Genomic DNA, 18631 nt, shown 5'->3' with positions numbered 1-18631 from the left:
TCAGGTTACGTATTTAGCCACATCCATAGCAGGCATAACTTGTTGATCCTGCCTCTGAATCCATTTCCTTAATAAAAGAACGATTAAGCCCATCGTCACCATCAGTGAACCCGATACAATAAACGCTGGAACAGGTCCATAGGCTGTCACTAACGCTCCTCCGAACACAGGTCCCATAATGACAGCAACGCTCGTCAAACTGTTAACCGTTCCGAACACTCTACCCGTCAATGTGGATGGTGTCCGTAGCTGTAGTAGTGTCTGAAAAGGAATGAACGCAAATCCGACCCCGAATCCCGCAAGGAAGAATGAAGTGAATAGTGTCGTAAATATAAAGACCTCTCCTGCTTCACTCCACAACGTTACGATAGCCGCAACAGCAAACACGAATCCCATCAACGCAGCTCCTACACCCATCTTGACCAGTGGCTGCCATTTCACCCGGCCCACGAGCAACGCTGCCAGCAAGGTACCTAGTCCACTTGCCCCTATACACCACCCCAGAAGATTCTCTGAAACACCGGGAATATTTCTAAACAAGGTTACGGTCTGTGAATCTGCAATCTGAAGCACAAGCAACACTGCCATCAGCACAACGAGCCCACAAAGCAGCAGTGGCATTCCTACAATATGGGTAACACCAGCACTTAATTCTTGCCAAAATGAAGGTTTTTTTTGTCCTGAATCTGATCCTTGGCCCTCAAATTGTTCATCAGACACCATACGATGTCCCGGAACACCGAGCAAGATCACAGCAGATAACAAGAAGGAGCCAGCATCAATTAAGAAACAATATTTCAGACCTACTAAAGCGACTAATAACCCTCCGAGTGCAGGCCCTACAATTTTCGTAATCTGTTCTATACTCGAACTGAAAGCGACGGCTCTTCCCATATCCTCGGTTGCAATAATTTCTTTGATTTTACCATTTTTTGCTGGAGAGAACAAAACATCCATCAGTCCCTTAAAGATCAATATCACATACACCTGCCATAACGATTCAACAAAGATCAATCCAGTGACAACGACAGCCCGAACTATATCTGAGCTGATCATCAAGTGTTTACGATTAAATTTGTCACTTATGTAACCTGCAATAGGTCCTCCAAGCAGCATTGGCAATGCCATACATAGGGAGACTGCCGTAATTTGCCACGGTGTAGCATTCCATTTGAACCCTACCAGAGTCAGTAATGCAAGAATATGTAGCCAGTCTCCTAAATTAGAAACGAGCTGCGCTGCCATCAATAATACATAGGGACGGTTGCGAGAAAGCGGAATACTTGGGCTTGGGCCTGGTTCTAGGCTTACACTCATACTAGAATGATCCATAACATCTACTCCTCATAATCTAATGTTTAACGATATCATAATAGTAACTGAGGTATCCCTCTTCATCATCAGTCCCAAGGCGGATAAAGACATTGCCCTGCAGAATGAGATTTCTACGCAGTAACCCCTCCAGTAAATAATGGATCATCCAAAGGTTTTCCTACCTATAACTTAAAACTTTACTTTTTAAATATTAAAAAACGGTATGATTGTGATAAATCACATGTTCAGTTCGAAAGTATTCACTTAATATTAAAGAACAAACACAAAATCCCAATCCAGTTTATGAAAATAAAGGCGGTGAGAAGTATGATTCAGATCCAAGAAATGGATACCCAATTGTCGCTGCATTTGTACCGTGTATTTGCTAAGTCATTCAAGAGTGTAAACGAACACACCGTAACAGGTAGTAAAATTGAAGGCTTTAACCCCACCGCCTTTGCCGTGATGGAGGTTCTTTATTATAAAGGACCACAACCGATTCAACAGATCGGTGCCAAACTATTGCTACAAAGCGGAAATGTCACGTACGTTATCGATAAGCTAGAAGAACGTGGTTTCCTATTTCGCAAGCCTTGCCCTACCGATCGCCGCGTTATATTCGCAGAACTTACGCATGAAGGTGAACAACTTATGAATGAGTTGTATCCTAAATTTGCCGAAAGAATCCACCGAGCGTTGAGTGGGCTAAATACTGAAGAGAAAGATCAGATGATTTCACTTCTGAAAAAAATGGGACTTCAAGCAGAACGCTTATCTCCCTCCATGCGAAAGTAATTTTTCATTACGATTTATGATAACGATTACTTACACACATAATCATCCACATACCAAGAAGAAACGACTTCGCCGTCCTTAAAGGGACGATAACCGTTTCTCGTAGAAATATAAGCAACGTATAGTGAAAACTTAACCTTTCTTATATTTTCACAAGAATAAAGGGTACCCTTCTTCGGAAGGGTACCCTTTATTCTTGTCGTATTCATGAAACCTTTATGAAGTTTACACTCTAACCTGCTGCTCCTCTTTCTCTGGAGAAGGCGGAGCATTACGAAGTCCCATCACAATAAAGAAGCTAATCACTGCAATGACTGCCATTACGATAAAGAGAGAATGTAGACTGCCTTCCATCACATGACGCATGGCACTCCATAACGATGCAGGGACCTGTTCACTACCTTCAGGAGAAAGCAGTTTATTAATATCGTCCTGCGTTACACTGCCTGTCGTCTCTGGATTGTCTTTTAGGAGTGCTACAATCTTCAAATTAATCCAAGAACCGAATACCGCCACCCCAATCGTCTGACCAAGCGAGCGAACAAACGTGTTGAGTGCGGTCGAAGATCCTCGAAGATTATACCCCACAGAAGACTGCGCAATAATCGTAAACACCGTTGAAGAATATCCAAATCCTATACCATATATAAATGTGAAAATAAGTAACATGTAGCTGGGCGTATTTCCCGTCATCATGGCAAGCCCTAGCGCTCCAAGCACAATACATCCAATACCGATCATTGTCGTTTTGCGAGAACCTGCTGAGAGTAATAGTTTAGCTCCTGCTACAGATCCCAACATCCAACCGATAGACATCGGAGCCAAAGCTAATCCCGAGAAAGTTGCATTCTTCCCCATCACACCTTGTATCCAAAGGGGTGTATACGTTGTTAGACCAATAAGAAGCGAGCTAATAAGTAGATTTGCTCCAGCAGAGACAGCAATGTCACGAATGCGGAATAATTTCAGCGGAATCATAGGCTCCTCAGCTCGCTTCTCCACGATAAAGAAAAGGACGAGGAAAATAACAGCGATGAAGATACATCCTACTAATAAAGGCGAATCCCACTCAAAATATTGACCTCCTGTTGCCAATGAGAATAGCAAGGCTGTCATACCGATGGTAAAGGTAATGGCTCCAGCATAATCAATCTTTGTCTCTCTTTTGACATTATGCTTAGGTAAGTAACGGACAATGAGCAAGATGGATATGATTCCGAATGGCACATTAAATCCAAAGATCCAGCGCCAGCTCCAATAGTCAACGAAATAACCTCCAAGTAGCGGTCCTACTAAGGAAGATATCCCCCATACTGAACTAAGTAGTGCTTGTACTTTACCTCGCTCTTCTATAGGATATATGTCTCCAATGATCGTAAAGGTAACTGGAATTACAGCCCCTGCACCGATCCCTTGAATTGCCCGAAATACAATCAATTGTTCCATACTCCCTGAGAATCCACACAGAAGTGACCCTATAACGAACAATAAAGAACCTATTAAGAATACCGGTTTACGACCATAAATATCACTTATTTTCCCAAAAATAGGTGTGGTGACAGCCATCGTTAGAAGATATGCCGTAAAAATCCAACTCATGAGCTGCATACCACCAAAATTACTTACAATAGCTGGGCCAGCGGGTCCTGTAACCGTGCCCTCAATTGCAGCCATGAAGGTAGAAAGTAGTATTCCAACCATAATGAGACTTCGTTTACCTTTTGCCAGTGTATTCACGTTTTTAGTTCCTTTCTTGCATTCAATTTACCGTAATGTATTGTACCGCATAACTGACATGAATGCATGCTAAACAAGAAAAAAACTCCATATCACGAAAGTGAATTTGGAGTTCTTCCTTATAAAGATTAGTTATTAGTATGGGTGGTGAACGGCTATACTAGCCGACCTTGATGAAGCTTCAAGCTGAAAGTAGCCTCTCTTTGTACAAGATCAGGATCATGGGTAATCATCAGTAATGCATTCCCCTTTAGAACCTGCTGACGGCATAACTTCAGTATCCGCTGGGCCGCTATATAATCAATCCCTGATGTAGGTTCGTCCAAAATATACATACGTTTGGGCGTCATAAATTGACTAACAACACTCAAAAGTCGTTTCTCTCCCTGACTAAGCAAGTACGGAGAGTCTTCTCGCCTGTGAAGCAGCCCTGCTCCTATTAGCATCTGTTCAGCTGTATCTCGCTGCTCTGGAGTAAGTATTCCACGTCTCCTTCTCCCCATAGATACACAACCGTAAGTGATCTCTTCCCAAACCGTATGAGCAACGAACTGATGCTCAGGCTGCTGGAATACATATCCGATCTCCTCCGCAAGCGTATAGATAGGTATATTCGATATATCTTGCCCTCTCCAATATACCATTTGACCGGGCGCTCTTAAGAGTCCCATCAGCAAACGACTCAGCGTCGTCTTTCCTGATCCATTCTCTCCCATGAGAGTAACCCAATCCCCAGGTTGCAAAGTAAAACTGACCTTATGCAAGGCCTCAGTCCCACTCGGATAAGCATAACTCAGTGACTTTACTGCAAGTAGCGATATTTCCTCTTCGTTACCTGTAGTAAAGCGACTAGAAGAAGGGCGCTGTTCTATCACTGGGAGCGCCGGAATGAACAATGGAGCAACAGGCACGGCCTCAAGTTCAACCAACTTGGGATCGTCCTCAAGCGCAGGGATAGATGAAGATGAAGCAGATATGCCTTCAAGATCAACCAACTTGAGATCGTCCTCAAGCGCTGGGATAGATGAAGATGAAGCAGCAACACCTTCAAGATCAACCCCTTTGGGGGTCACCCCAGCGGATAGGACTGGGGTCGATGATGGCGTGGAAGGATGCTCTGCCCACTCCGTGGCGGGCAGCAAACCGAGCTGCACCAGCTGCTCCGCATAGCTGGCGAGCAGCTCCTGCGGCGTGCCGTCGAGCACGACGGCTCCTCCCTCTAAGACGATGACGCGCTCTGCTGCGCGCGCTACATCGTCGAAACGGCCGGACGCGCATAAGAGCGTCCGGCCCTGTTCGTGCAGCGCTTCGCATAGCTGCACGAACTGCACTTGCGCCGCGCCGTCAAGGCTCGCGGTCGCATCGTCGAAGACGAGTAGCCGCGGCGCAAGCGCAAGCACCGCGGCTATGGCGGCCCGCTGACGTTGGCCGCCGGAGAGCTCCCGCACCGCCGCATCGCGGTGCGGGGTTAGGCCTACCGCCGCCAGCGCAGCTGTAACGCGGTGGGCGATATCTGCGGGGGGAACCCGCAGATTCTCGGGCCCGAAGGCAACGTCGGCTTCAACGTTGCCTTGTACGAGCTGGGCATCGGCATCTTGAAAGACGATGCCAATGACATGAGCGATATCAGCGAGCGAAGCCACCGCTGGATCCATTCCCTCTACCCTCACAAGACCACTTCGGCGTCCACCGCCGCTTCGTGGTAAATAGCCGTTCAACAGTTGACATAAGGTGGACTTACCACTCCCTCCACGTCCAAGAACTGCGACCCACTGCCCTTTCGGTATAGACAACGTAATCTGGTTCAACACGGGCTCTGATTGTTCATCAAATGTATAGGTTAGTCCTTGCAGTTCTATCGCTGTTGTCGACATAGCCAGCCCCCTTCGATCAGATCTTATAACGTCTTAGCAATCCTGTCCGCTGGATAGCATCACCAAGTAGCTTGGTTAACAGACCACACAATATGGTCCCGCTTAACAACCGCATTCCCAGCGCAAGTGTAAGCACTTGCCAGCCCCATGTGGTATATCCAAACATATATACAGCGCAGAGAAACCAGAGTGGAACGAGCGCACCGCCTGCTAACATAAGAGCACTTACTCCCCACTGCTTGTACCGAAACATAGCAAAAATTAATTCAGCTACAATCATATAACATAGTGCAGCGACGATACAGGAAGCAATCCCATAAGTCGTTCCTACGAAACATTGAATAGCTCCACCAATACCATAGGTGATCACAGCTGTTCCAGGTTTACGAATAATATAGTACGCCAAAAGCCCATATACCATATATAGTCCTACAATAGTCGATGTAGCGATAGGCCCGCCCATACTATTCAGCATTTTGTTAATATACGATAAATAAAAGGTCATCACAGCATTAGCCGTGGCTAGCATCGCCATAAGTACGATATCTAACGTGGTGAACGCTTCACGTTTCTTAGTGAAAGGCAATAACAAGTTCAAATCCAGTCAACTCCTCTAATAGGTCATTACAAGGTGGTGTGCACTCCACTTGTCTTCTGCCATTCTGACATGATGACCCCTCTATCGTCAACCAATATTTAATTAGTGGTTAACGTTCTGAACGAACCACCACAAATAACCTGTTATCCCTATGCTTAGCAAAGCTACAATACGTCCTCGTTCCCATGACATAAGCGGACGTAAGTAGGTGCGGTCAGGATATGCTCCAAATCCCTTCGCCTCCATCGCTGCCGCTGTCTGCTGTACACGTCTAAGCGCATTATATAGAACAGTGGACATATACATACGCCACCACTGCCATTTGTCACCCCATCCCCGTGGTCTTCGTCCCCTCACCTGATGAGCCGCCGATATCATCCGCCCTTCTTCCTCTAGTAAAGGCAGAAACGTAAGCGCCATAGAAATTCCAAATGAAAAGCGATAAGGGATCTTCAACCGCTGAGTTAATGCGGCAACCAAATCCTGAGGGTCCGTAGTTATAATATATACGTATGAGGACAGAAATAAAGTAAACATACGCAGTGTGACTGAGCCCGCTCCATCCAGTCCCTCCACCGTCAGTTGGAAGTAACCCCAACGTAGTAATTCATGACTCCCAGAAGCTGTAAATAAAGTAATAACGAATAAGGGGAGTGTAAATAGGATTAGGAATCGTACAATCTTCCACTGCCTGCCCCACACCATCCCGGCGGCATAACGAGCGGCGACAGTAGTAAATAATAACAAGCAAACCTGCGCACCTGAATGTTGAAAAGTCATCGCTAGAATAGCAATACATAGAATGAGCACTAGCTTACTAAGTGGATCCAACTTATGTAGATATGAACTCCCTCTTTGATAAGGTATGATCATCGTTATCCTCCCTTCTGGTTTCCTTCCCAATCCTTACGCAGTATAGAATACACAAAGACATCTCTAAACCCATCCGGTGTGTGACGATATTCTCGCAACTTCCCATCTGGCATGAATTCGAGCGAGGTGAATAACCTACTAGCGCGAGTATTACTAGGATCTACTAAAGCTTCAATTCGATTAAGCCCCATCACTTGAAAGCCATATTGCACGATCAGGTTGATTGCTTCTCTCATATAGCCCTGCCCCCAGAACAAACTGGACATCTCACAACCAATCTCACCGCGATAAGCTCCTTCTAACTGCCACATATTGAATCCACAACTGCCCATCCATACACCGCTCTGCTTATCTATAATTCCCCACCGGATCCCATCCTCAGTGGCAGATAAACTATTAAGAAATGTAATCATTTCCTTAGCCAGATCGATGGATTCAAGCTCTGGAATACCTGAATATTCACGCACTTCTACCTCTGACCAACAACATAGTAAATCCGGTGCATCATCAAGTTCTAATTGGCGAAGCATCAGGCGCGCATTCTCTAGCTGCGGAACGAATCCACCACATATGTACATAGATGACCCACCTTCCATTGTTCAGCATGTATTCTATAACTTTACACATACACTTTAACACGTACTTTAACCCATTTCCTACTCAAGGAGCGTGTAACTTTATTTATTATCGTCAGAATCAAAACAGCTACCGTCGAATTCACCGACGATAGCTGTTTTAATAATTCATACAGAATCTATTCTTCTTCCCGTTTCTGTCTACCCACCCATAGTAAACCAATCATCATCACAAATGCAATTAGTGCTAACAACGGAATCGTAATAAATCCGAACCAGTTCAAGTAGTCCACATTACAAGGCACGCCTACAGTACAGGGAGCAATCTTAGCGAATGCAGGAACCTGCTGTTCCAAGTAATGATAGATAGAAATGCTTCCACCAATAATGCTCAAAGGAAGCAAGTACGGAATAATACTCCGGTCATTCTTATAGCTGGCAATAGCCAGAAGAATCACTTGGGGATACATAAAAATCCGCTGGAACCAGCAGAGTCTGCATGGCTCATAATGTAACACTTCACTTAGATATAAACTCCCGCATGTCGCGATCACGCAGACAAGCCAGGCCAGATATAGGGAATAGGTTCTGAAGAATCCTTTGCCTTCCATCGTTATTTCTCCTCTTTGACCGCATTTTTCGATGCTATTGCAGCATCTATTTCCTTGGTCAGAGATGCATAAGAACTGCCATCCGCTAACTTCTGTCCATTAATATAAACCGTCGGTGTACTTCTTATATCTAAAGAACTAGCGAACTTCATCTGCTCGTCCACTTCTTTTTGGTACGTTTTGTCTGCAATGTCCTTCGCAAGCTTGTCATAATCAATATCAAGCTTTGCTTCGCGAGCAAGCTCTACTAAATATTCAGGTGTTGCCCACTCTTTCCGCTCATCCTGTTGATTGTCATACAATACATGATAATACTTCCAGAACTCCTCGTTGCTCTGATGATACACAGCCTGAGCAGCTAAAGCTGCTGTATTAGAGTCTGTCTCTGGACTAATGACAAGATAGTTCATGTAATAAAAAGAGACAAGGCCTTTGTCAACGTAGTCCTTTACAATTTGAGGTTTAAATGACTGACTAAACCCCTGACAGGCTGGGCATTTATAATCACCAAACTCTACGATTTTGACAGGTGCGCTTGCGTCACCTATAACGGGCAATTGATCGTAAGCAAATTCCGCCGTTGTCTCATTAGAACTTGGTTTAATAACAAGAAGTAATATAACTAATACTACGATACAAGATCCGGTAATCCACATGATCTTCTGCATACGCTTTTTCTGTAATTCCTGCTGTAATCTACGCTGTGCAGCAGTGTTTATATTTGTCTTCTTTTTCGGTTGCATAAACCTTTCTTCAGCCCCTTTTCTCCCAAAATTAAAGGGAAGCCAATGACAGCTTCCCTATATGGATTATTATGATATAACTATAATAATTAACTAGAATCAAGTCAAACACTAGAATAGAGGGTCAGGCCGTTGCAACTACGATCACAATACCATTTCCAGAAGGATCTTTGACGAATACTCCACCATGGTCTCGTTCAGTAGAAATTCCAGCGGATTTAAGTTCGTTCTCCATCCCCTTTAATTCTTCCTCATTAGGAACAACAATGGTAAAGAATTTCAATCCCACAGATCCTTCCGGTGGTGTTGGTGCCCCTGCACCTGTCCATGTATTCAGTCCAATGTGATGATGATATCCCCCTGCTGAAACAAACAATGCTTGATCGCCATAATAAATGGTTGCATCAAAACCTAGTATATCCACGTAAAATTCCTTCGATTTCTGAATATTAGCAACATGAAGATGAACATGCCCTATAACTGTACCTAAAGGTAGTCCATTCCACACATGCTCCCCAGCCTCATCAATTACACCTTGAACATCCATTGGATCGCTCATTGTAGCGAATTGTCCGGAGCTATCACGTGCCCATTGTTCACGTGGACGATCCGCATAAATCTCAATTCCATTCCCATCAGGATCAGACAAGTATACCGCTTCACTGAACTGATGATCTGAAGCTCCACTTAGTGGGTACTTGGATTCGATCATATGAAGCAGAGACTGCCCCAGACTTCTACGATCTGGAACAAGAATAGCGAAATGATATAGCCCTGTTGAATGTCTTGGTTTAGCTTCTGCATCTGGATGCTGCTCTAGAACGAGCAATGGACGAATGCCATCTACCGTTAGTGATACAGTTCTAGCCTCTTGTGTTAATATTCTCAACCCAATAATCTCCTCATAGAAAGTTATGGATCGATTCAAATCTTGTACTTTTAATTGGACATAGCCGATAGTCGTCGCTTGGTTTAATGGATAGCTCATAAAATCTCCTTTAGTGAATCATTTTTTTATTTCTGATTACTTTATGTAAGTTAGTATATATTAATAATGAAAAGTATTCAAGTTATTTCATGTTAAAAAGTAACTGATTACTCTTGCTTCTATCAACTACCTTTTTATTTTATAATAGACATATATTTTATACCTGTAACGAATGAGAGGGGATAGCTACGATGGCAATGATCCAATGCCACTTTTACTCTGAGGTACTCGCGTTAAGCACATCTATGACGGTCATCCTACCCCAACGTACTACCACGCAGATCGGTATGGAAAATTCGCAATTTGGAGATAAACACCCTACCTTATATTTACTTCATGGTTTAACAGACGATGATTCCGTCTGGCTGCGTCGCACTTCCATAGAGCGTTATGTCGCTCCACTTGGCCTAGCGGTCGTTATGCCTCAGGTTCATCTAAGCTTCTATACAGATATGGCACAAGGGAATAAGTATTTCACATTTCTAAGTGAAGAACTACCTGAGATTGCTCGCTCCTTCTTTCATCTATCTGCTGCTAGAGAAGACAACTTTGTAGCTGGATTATCTATGGGTGGATACGGTGCCATGAAGCTAGCCCTTCGTAATCCTAATCAATACGCAGCTGCCGCAAGCTTATCTGGTGCTCTTAATATGTCTAATCCCATGTTCAAAGAGGAGTGGAAAGATTCGCCACTCAAATATAATCAAGTATTCGGTGATCAACCCATAGCAGGAACAGATAATGATATCCTGTGGTTGCTACAACAACGAAATCAAGCCGAAGGGGTCAATCCTCTCATCTATCAGTGCTGCGGAACTGAGGATTTCCTATACGAGGACAATCAAATATTCAAGAAAGCTTGTGAGCAAACCAATCTAAACCTAACCTATGAGGAAGGGTCTGGAAATCATGAGTGGGGATACTGGGATACTAAAATCCAAGACGTATTGAACTGGCTTCCTTTACGGAATAAGTAAACTTCACCTTTCTTATATTTTCAAAAAAAACAACCTGACGACAAATCGTCAGGTTGTTGGGTTATATATGAATACCTATACGGTATTCGCTCTTATTCAACGACGTTAATTGTCACGTCGATATTACCACGTGTTGCTTTAGAATACGGACATACTTGATGTGCTGCGTCTGCAAGCTCTTGAGCTGTAGCTTTGTCCACACCAGATACTTTCACATCCAACATAGCGCCGATCTTGAAACCGTCGCCCTCTTTCATAATGGAGACATGCGCTGTTACTTCGGTTCCTGTTACTTCCTTCATTCTTTTTGAACGAATGACCAAGTTCAGAGCACTGTCGAAACAAGCCGAGTATCCAGCAGCAAATAATTGCTCGGGGTTTGTTCCAGCTCCGCCGCTACCACCCAAACTTTTTGGCATTTCAATATTTAAATCAATCTGACCATCTGAAGATATCACTTTACCTTCTCTTCCACCTGTTGCCGTTACTGTTGCCGTATATAGTGTACTCATATGATTCTCCTCTTTTCTTCATATTCAATTGTTAAAAACTTAATTGTATACAATATTTATAGAGGTGTCAATTTGTACTCTTTTCTAGTAAGCTTACTTTTGAAATACATCTTTACGGACTTGCCCTATTTTTTGTTCTATAACTTCTAATAGTGTCAATGCAGCCAACGGATCAAACATTTCTAGTTCTTCAACTTTGCTTATATGAACATCGATCTGATCTAATTGTCCCTGAATGACTGCGGGTGTTAAATCCCTATTCTCAGTAGATGTCTTTATGTCCTCATTTAAGCTACTCACTTGTTTCTTAACGGCATCCTTTTTCTGTTTCAATGTCCGATCCGCCTTAATCACAACATCTACTTGAATCTCCTCTGCTGTAACAAAAGCCTTCATTCTATTATGTTCAGACAGAAAGTGCTCATATGATGCTTTAAGCGTAGATAGGTGAGTTATCGATATTTGCACAGTAGACATTTCAGATTGAATCCGTGATAGTTCAATCATACTATTAGATAACCTTTCAATGATTCCTTCAACCATCTCACCGGTAACCCCTTGGGATATGCCTTTAAAAGATTGAATAGAATCCAACATATGATTGGCTTGTACCATAAGTTCAGCGAGGTCTATACCCACTTGTCTTATTTGTTTGCGTCTCCCATTACCCAATCCAAGGATAACACCCATTGTTCCTATTAGAACAATAACAATCAGACTTCCCAGACCGATGAGAACGGCCCCAGAAGTAGGGATTCTGTTGGGCGAATTATCTTCATTAGGTTTCGGCTGCGTATGAGATGCAGAAATATTTGATACTAAAAAATTTGAAGACGAAGACAATGACGACGCTTGACTCGTTGTAGTCGAATCCTTAGCTGCTTCTACACCATTAGTCATAAACAAACTCATTAACATGATCAACAAAAAGTATTTCTTCAATTTCTTCACTCTCCAATCTATACTCAAACTTCCAATACAAGTATATAACATATCGGGAACTCTTGTTTTATCTCTATATAGATGAATTCGGTCGGACAGATTGGAGAATACCCTAGTATTTCCACAAATGATTACCCTACTATGTTCAGCAGGAAACACTCCATCCTCATACTACGGCTCTCCTTATATAACTTTCACTTGACGACAGAGGCTGCGCTGTACTACTCTTTTATAATTAACCGGTGGTTTATAAGAAAGGTGGAGTGTCTAATGTTTCAAGCGATTCCCTACGAGGGCGACCGTGGATATCAATTCTCAGCCGTATTAGATCAATTAAAATCCCTTATTCATGACGAACCTAGCTCCATCGCTAATTTAGCTAATGCCTCATCTTTACTTAACCTGTTTATGAAGGATACCAACTGGGTCGGATTCTACTTGTTTGATGGTAAGGAGCTCGTACTTGGACCCTTTCAAGGCCTTCCAGCCTGCATACGTATTCCCTTAGGTCGCGGTGTCTGCGGAACTGCTGCTATCGAGCGTCGTACACTCCTTATCGATGATGTTCATGCCTTTCCTGGTCATATCGCTTGCGATGAGGCTTCCAACAGTGAAATTGTGGTGCCGATCATGAAAGACGGTGAACTGTATGGGGTACTAGATATAGATAGCCCACTTAAGAACCGATTCGATGATGAAGAACGCCAATTTCTAGAGCAATTTGTAGAAATTTTATCGGCTCATTTGTAAGTTTGCGATTTACAAATATCATCCCCATGTAAGCAGACAGTAAAAGAACTTACTGCTTGTTTACATGGGGATTTTTCATTTCTAGAAATAGACCCGTGAAGATATCTTGTTCATGAAGAGATAAAAAAACGATTATTGTTCAGGCTTTCGGATAATGGTAAGTCCATCTACATGTTTACGTTCCATCGTCCTCAACTTTTTCCGATTTTCTTTGGATTCAAGTATAATATTCATGTCATAATTCTCAGGGTACAGCTCTTTTTTCTCAATAAATAACTTCAACCGCTTCTTATTGACCTTTACCTTATGAGTCTGGATCATTACACCGACTATCCCCATAGAATCCTCTGACTGATAGACGATCCCATTCTTCCCGTAAGTGCTCACATACACACTATCCCCTACTTCGAACCTTCTTAAGTGACGAGCACTCTGCTGCTGATCCTTAAGGTTGTGATGATATTTAGAGTTCCCTTTAGATTTACTGTTACCTGAGCTCGATTGGGAATTAAAACCCGAATCAACCTTTACATCTACATACGGCTGTTCTTCTCTGCTAAGGCGTTGCTTCTGTCCAGTCACAATATTTTGCGAACGCTGCACAATACCTTGACTCATCCCTAGTTTCTTCGCTATTTCAATAGCATAACTCCGTCCGGCTTCACCAATGGTAAGACGGTATAAAGGCTCTAACGTCTCCACATCGAACTCCATACGTGCATTCTGAAACCCTTCGGTGTGTGAAGCGAAAGTTTTCAGTTCATTAAAATGAGTCGTCACCATCATGCATGCCCCTCTACGATTCAACTCTTCTAGGATAGCAATCGACAATGCCATTCCTTCACCAGGATCTGTCCCAGCAGCAAGTTCATCAATGAGAAGAAGGGTAGATGAGTTAGCTGTTTCTACCATATGAATTAACCGCTGAATTTGAGCAGAAAAAGTACTAAGAGACTGTTCGATACTTTGTCCATCCCCAATGACAGTCATCACTTTAGAGAACACAGCAAATGTACTACCTGGATCTACAGGAACCAATAATCCTGATTGCACCATAAGCGTAAGTATCCCTAGCGTTTTCAACGCAACCGTCTTCCCGCCCGTATTAGGACCTGTAATAATTAGTGAACGATATCCTGTTCCAATAGCCATATCAAGCGGAATCATCGTCCTAAGTAGTAATGGATGTTTAGCGCCGTAAACAGCAATGTTCCCATTCGCATTCAACAGAACTGGCCCCCCTCCGATGGACCTGCCATATTTCCCTTTTGCAATAATAAAATCATACGTGCCTGTAATTTGAATATTCAATTGAATATCGGACGCGGCCGATTCTACTAGACCCGTGAGCTCATAAAGTATAATCCCCTCCTCCCGAGATTCGTCTGCTTGAAGCATGCTAAGCTCTACTTGTAGGGAGGCGATTTCTTCTGGCTCCATATATACCGTTTGCCCGCTAGTAGATTGGTCAAGTATCGATCCCTTGACCTGTTTGTGGTACTCTTTTCTCACTGGAATAACATACCGTCCATTTCTAACACTTACCAAGTGCTCTTGTAGAATGGCTTGATGCCTACTTAATAACGTGGCTAGCTTCTTCTGGATGCGGTCCTTGATCACAAACATTTTCTTACGTACTCGCTCTAGATTCTTACTAGCTTGATCGGTCACTTTCCCGTGCTTAATACAGCGATCAATTTCACTCCTCACCTTCGTCAACTCGCTTAACGACGAGGCATAAGTACTAATTACGGGAGCAATATTCCCCTTTGCTGCCATATACCGCTTTAGCTGACTACAGCTATTCAAGAAGGTATTAATAGAAGCAAAGTCCTGTTCTGTGAACATATATCCTGTATACAAGAGAGATACTACATATTCAATGCCATCCAAAGATGGCAATGGAATACTTGCTCCCTTCTCAAGCAGCGCTCTAGCCTCCTCTGTTTCCTCCATCGCTCGTTGTATCGCTCTAAGCTGATCATTAGGCTTGAGTTCCTCAATCAGCCTTCTACCTTCATAAGAAATCGCGTAATCCAACAACTTTTCCTTCATTTTGTCATATTCCAACATCGCTAATGTTACATTGTCCATGATGTTCATGAACCTCCTTTGTTCTTTCTTGATTATGAATAACAAAAAAAAGGCAAAGAATAGACGGATGTCATTCTTTGCCCTTAAAGTCCTACCGTTATTTCTTGAGTAAACCCAAAGATACGCAGACCATCACCTAGGATAAGGTGCTTGCTACTTGTACCGATGAATGATTAGAGTGTATCGTATGAAGCTAATACTATCTAACCAAATACAAAAAGACGTGCTCACAAGAGCACGTCTTACAGTGTGAATGAAGAGATAGCGCTCTTATTAGCGCCCATCTCAAGCTCCACACCTGTATGATTACAAAGAAATAAACAGCCAAAGGCGCCGTTTGATGCTTCGCGTGTTCTTAACTATTCCAAGACCAGTACACAGACATAAGAAAATAAACCCGCTCTCACAAGCGAAAATTTCTTGTCATACATACGGTCCATATGGAGTTAGGTTAGTTAAGAACATACCCCGTCATCAATATCTCTCCCTTTGGTTAGGATGACACTAATTTAACAATTTCAATACTGAAAGTCAATAGTGGGTTACCCTGTTTCTCTTGTGCCCACTATTATTCATCGTTAAGGAGTTTCAGAAAATTTAAGGGAAGGGTAAATTGCTGATTATCAATAATAATTCGTCTCAATTCTTCCTCCGAAGAATCGGATTGAGCATCTTTGATCTCTTTAATTTCATGATGGAGTCGCTCCATCTGTAAATCCAAAGCATTCGCGGAGTCTGCGGCATTCTTCAGCTCCTCGGTAAGTCTCACTGGTACTGACTGATTATATTTATAGAAAATTTTGTGCTCTAGGCTTGCCCAGAAATCCATCGCAATCGTACGGATCTGCACTTCTACACAAACAAGTTCCTGACGATCTGACATAAAAACAGGAACTTCAACTAGCAAATGAAGACTTTTATATCCGTTTGGTTTAGGATTCTTTATGTAATCCTTCACCTCCAGAATCGTGAGATCACTCTGCCTCTGAAGCATTTCACTAATACGATATATGTCTGAAATAAATGAACATGTGATCCGTAGACCCGCAATATCTTTAATATTATTCTTTATCCCAGCGAATGATAATTCATAATTTTTACGGATCATCTTGTTCATAATGCTCTCTGGCGACTTTAACCGCGATTTGGTATTTTCAATCGGACTATAGTCATGTAAAGATTGAAATTCCTCTTTCAATATTTCAACTTTAGTCTCTATTTCGTCCAAGGCAAATTTATAGATCAACATGAATCGAGAAATGTCATACTTAATTTTTTTGATTTGTTCTATTTGATGATGAGCATTCATATTCCTATTCTTCCTTCCATGATTAAATATAGATAAAAGATGTACCGATGGATTATCCCTTTGTGCTTCAGTATAATCATCAGCGAGTATAATTTCAATTTAACGATACAACCAAGAAGAAACAGTTACCGTCCTTAAAGGGACGATAACCGTTTCACGTAGAACGATATATGCCTAATCATACATGCTACTTCATACTCATCTTATACACCCTTGCTTCATAAGGACGAAGCGGCAAAGATTCTAAATTATTCCCACTGCCTATCGGATAGTTAGAGATCAGTAACTTGCCTATACTCCCCATGTCGAGATCATTCGGAAGTTCAAATACGGACTCTCTTTCAAAAAAATTCAAAATGACAAGAAGTTGTTCATTCCCAAGCGTTCTTGTATACGCATAAATATCAGGGTGTAAGGGTAGTATCAGACGATATTCACCATAGACAATGACCTCATGCTCTTTCCTAAGCTTAATCAGTTCACGGTAATAATGATAGATAGAGTGAGGATCCTTGAGGGCAGCATCCACATTAATGTCTATATAGTTAGCATTGATATGGATCCAAGGCGCACCTTCTGTAAACCCTGCATTCTCAGAGTTGTTCCACTGCATAGGCGTACGAGCATTGTCTCTGCTTTTATCCCATAGCGTTTGCATAATCTTCTCTTCCGGCACACCTTGCTTTATCGACTCTTCAACATAATTTAACGTCTCCACATCCCGATAGTCATCAACCGATTGAAAGTGAATATTAGTCATCCCAATCTCTTCCCCTTGATAAATATAAGGGGTTCCCTCAAGCATATGAATAAAAGTGGCTAGCATTTTTGCCGACTGTACCCGATACTCTCCGTCATTACCGAAACGAGAAACCGATCTAGGTTGATCATGGTTACATAAATAGTTAGCATTCCAGCCTTTGTTGTGTAGCACAACCTGCCAATTGCTAATGATCTTCTTAAGTTCAAGTAGTGTCCAAGGTTTCTTGTCCCATCTCCCTGTTCCTAAAGTTGCCGCATCTAGCTTCATATGCTCAAATTGAAATACCATATTGAGTTCACTGCGTGTATCGCCCACATAATCAAGCGCCTGCTCTGGGCCAATTCCCGAAGTCTCACCAACAGTCATAATGTCGTAGTGAAATAGCAGTTGATTATACAGTTGATTTAATGTTGTGTGAACATTCTCCAGATTAGAGAACAATTCATAAGCCTGCACTGTGGGAAGATCATTAGGATTATCTGCATCTGGCAACCCTTCCGCTTTAACAATATGGGCAATAGCATCAAATCGAAAGCCATCGATCCCTTTTTTGAGCCACCAATGAATCATCTCATAAATGCAATCGACTACCGCTTGATTCTCCCAGTTCAAATCAGGTTGATGCTTAGAATACAAATGAAGATAATATTCGTCGCTTTCCTTATCATATTCCCATACAGAACCACTGAAGTAGGACTCCCAATTGTTAGGCGGTCCACCATCCTTGCCTTTTCTCCAGATATAGAAATCTCTCTTCGAATTATCTTTCGAAGACTTTGATTCAATGAACCACGGATGCTCATCGGAAGTATGATTCAGTACAAGGTCCATCATGATCTTCAGCCCCCGTGCATGAGCTTGCGTGAGTAACTTATCGAAATCTTCTATCGAGCCAAATTCAGTCATGATGTCACAGTAATCACTGATGTCATACCCATTATCATGATTAGGTGACTTATATACAGGACAAAGCCATAGTACTTCTACACCAAGATCTTGTAGGTAATCCAACTTCGATATAATCCCTGGAATATCCCCTATGCCATCTCCATTACTATCCATGAAGCTTACTGGGTATATTTGATACACGACACACTCTTTCCACCATTTCTTATTCATGCCGGATCTCCTTGTTGTGTATTTCATTATCCTCTATAATGAATTCTATTGATCGAC

17 protein-coding genes are annotated in these 18631 nt (G+C 42.5%); 3 read left to right on the top strand and 14 right to left on the bottom strand.

Annotation, left to right across the window (positions count from 1 at the left end; genetic code table 11):
- Positions 1–1332 (bottom strand): MFS transporter, encoded by a 1332-nt coding sequence (locus UB51_RS25785; protein WP_234405507.1) that lies wholly within the window; start codon positions 1330–1332, stop codon positions 1–3.
- Positions 1333–1641: 309 nt separating this feature from the next.
- Here UB51_RS25785 and UB51_RS25780 point away from each other — a divergent pair, with 309 nt between their 5' ends.
- A complete protein-coding gene (locus tag UB51_RS25780; protein ID WP_044879749.1) occupies positions 1642–2109 on the top strand; it encodes a MarR family winged helix-turn-helix transcriptional regulator in 468 nt (155 codons plus the stop codon).
- Positions 2110–2334: 225 nt separating this feature from the next.
- Here the strand turns inward: UB51_RS25780 and UB51_RS25775 are convergent, their stop codons facing one another.
- The 8 genes from UB51_RS25775 to UB51_RS25740 form a co-directional block, all read right to left on the bottom strand.
- A complete protein-coding gene (locus tag UB51_RS25775; RefSeq protein ID WP_044880461.1) occupies positions 2335–3810 on the bottom strand; it encodes an MDR family MFS transporter in 1476 nt (491 codons plus the stop codon).
- 191 nt (positions 3811–4001) lie between these two features.
- Positions 4002–5720: an ABC transporter ATP-binding protein gene (locus tag UB51_RS25770; protein WP_044879748.1), complete on the bottom strand. Its 1719-nt coding sequence runs from the start codon at positions 5718–5720 to the stop codon at positions 4002–4004.
- A gap of 16 nt (positions 5721–5736) precedes the next feature.
- On the bottom strand, positions 5737–6255 hold the full coding sequence (locus tag UB51_RS25765) for an ECF transporter S component (RefSeq protein ID WP_044880460.1): 519 nt from the start codon (positions 6253–6255) through the stop codon (positions 5737–5739).
- A gap of 165 nt (positions 6256–6420) precedes the next feature.
- Positions 6421–7191 (bottom strand): energy-coupling factor transporter transmembrane component T family protein, encoded by a 771-nt coding sequence (locus tag UB51_RS25760; RefSeq protein ID WP_044879747.1) that lies wholly within the window; start codon positions 7189–7191, stop codon positions 6421–6423.
- A 2-nt stretch (positions 7192–7193) separates the two neighbouring features.
- Positions 7194–7769, bottom strand: a complete 576-nt coding sequence (locus UB51_RS25755) for a GNAT family N-acetyltransferase (RefSeq protein ID WP_044879746.1) — start codon at positions 7767–7769, stop codon at positions 7194–7196.
- A 176-nt stretch (positions 7770–7945) separates the two neighbouring features.
- The gene (locus UB51_RS25750) at positions 7946–8377 is read right to left on the bottom strand and encodes a disulfide oxidoreductase (protein ID WP_044879745.1); all 432 of its coding nucleotides are present in this window, start codon (positions 8375–8377) and stop codon (positions 7946–7948) included.
- A 2-nt stretch (positions 8378–8379) separates the two neighbouring features.
- Entirely contained in the window at positions 8380–9120 is a 741-nt protein-coding gene (locus UB51_RS25745) for a DsbA family protein (protein WP_052676089.1), read from the bottom strand.
- A gap of 124 nt (positions 9121–9244) precedes the next feature.
- On the bottom strand, positions 9245–10108 hold the full coding sequence (locus tag UB51_RS25740; protein ID WP_044879744.1) for a VOC family protein: 864 nt from the start codon (positions 10106–10108) through the stop codon (positions 9245–9247).
- Between the two features lie 191 nt (positions 10109–10299).
- Here UB51_RS25740 and UB51_RS25735 point away from each other — a divergent pair, with 191 nt between their 5' ends.
- Positions 10300–11085, top strand: a complete 786-nt coding sequence (locus UB51_RS25735; protein WP_044879743.1) for an alpha/beta hydrolase — start codon at positions 10300–10302, stop codon at positions 11083–11085.
- A gap of 92 nt (positions 11086–11177) precedes the next feature.
- Here the strand turns inward: UB51_RS25735 and UB51_RS25730 are convergent, their stop codons facing one another.
- Both UB51_RS25730 and UB51_RS25725 read right to left on the bottom strand, forming a co-directional pair.
- A complete protein-coding gene (locus UB51_RS25730; RefSeq protein ID WP_044879742.1) occupies positions 11178–11597 on the bottom strand; it encodes an organic hydroperoxide resistance protein in 420 nt (139 codons plus the stop codon).
- A gap of 93 nt (positions 11598–11690) precedes the next feature.
- Positions 11691–12539 carry a hypothetical protein gene (locus UB51_RS25725; protein WP_144407076.1) on the bottom strand — a complete coding sequence of 283 codons (849 nt, stop codon included), beginning with the start codon at positions 12537–12539 and terminating at the stop codon, positions 11691–11693.
- Positions 12540–12809: 270 nt separating this feature from the next.
- On the opposite strand from UB51_RS25725, the gene UB51_RS25720 reads away from it, so the two are divergent.
- Entirely contained in the window at positions 12810–13289 is a 480-nt protein-coding gene (locus UB51_RS25720; RefSeq protein WP_044879740.1) for a GAF domain-containing protein, read from the top strand.
- Between the two features lie 132 nt (positions 13290–13421).
- Here the strand turns inward: UB51_RS25720 and UB51_RS25715 are convergent, their stop codons facing one another.
- From UB51_RS25715 to UB51_RS25705, 3 genes are all read right to left on the bottom strand, one after another.
- Positions 13422–15383 carry an endonuclease MutS2 gene (locus UB51_RS25715; RefSeq protein ID WP_044879739.1) on the bottom strand — a complete coding sequence of 654 codons (1962 nt, stop codon included), beginning with the start codon at positions 15381–15383 and terminating at the stop codon, positions 13422–13424.
- Between the two features lie 568 nt (positions 15384–15951).
- On the bottom strand, positions 15952–16692 hold the full coding sequence (locus tag UB51_RS25710) for a GTP pyrophosphokinase (RefSeq protein ID WP_044879738.1): 741 nt from the start codon (positions 16690–16692) through the stop codon (positions 15952–15954).
- Between the two features lie 187 nt (positions 16693–16879).
- Positions 16880–18574 carry a glycoside hydrolase family 13 protein gene (locus UB51_RS25705; RefSeq protein WP_044879737.1) on the bottom strand — a complete coding sequence of 565 codons (1695 nt, stop codon included), beginning with the start codon at positions 18572–18574 and terminating at the stop codon, positions 16880–16882.
- Between the last annotated feature and the right edge of the window lie 57 nt (positions 18575–18631).

It is taken from the genome of Paenibacillus sp. IHBB 10380 (assembly GCF_000949425.1).
GTDB lineage: Bacteria > Bacillota > Bacilli > Paenibacillales > Paenibacillaceae > Paenibacillus_AQ.
This window is presented reverse-complemented; position numbering and strand designations above follow the sequence as displayed.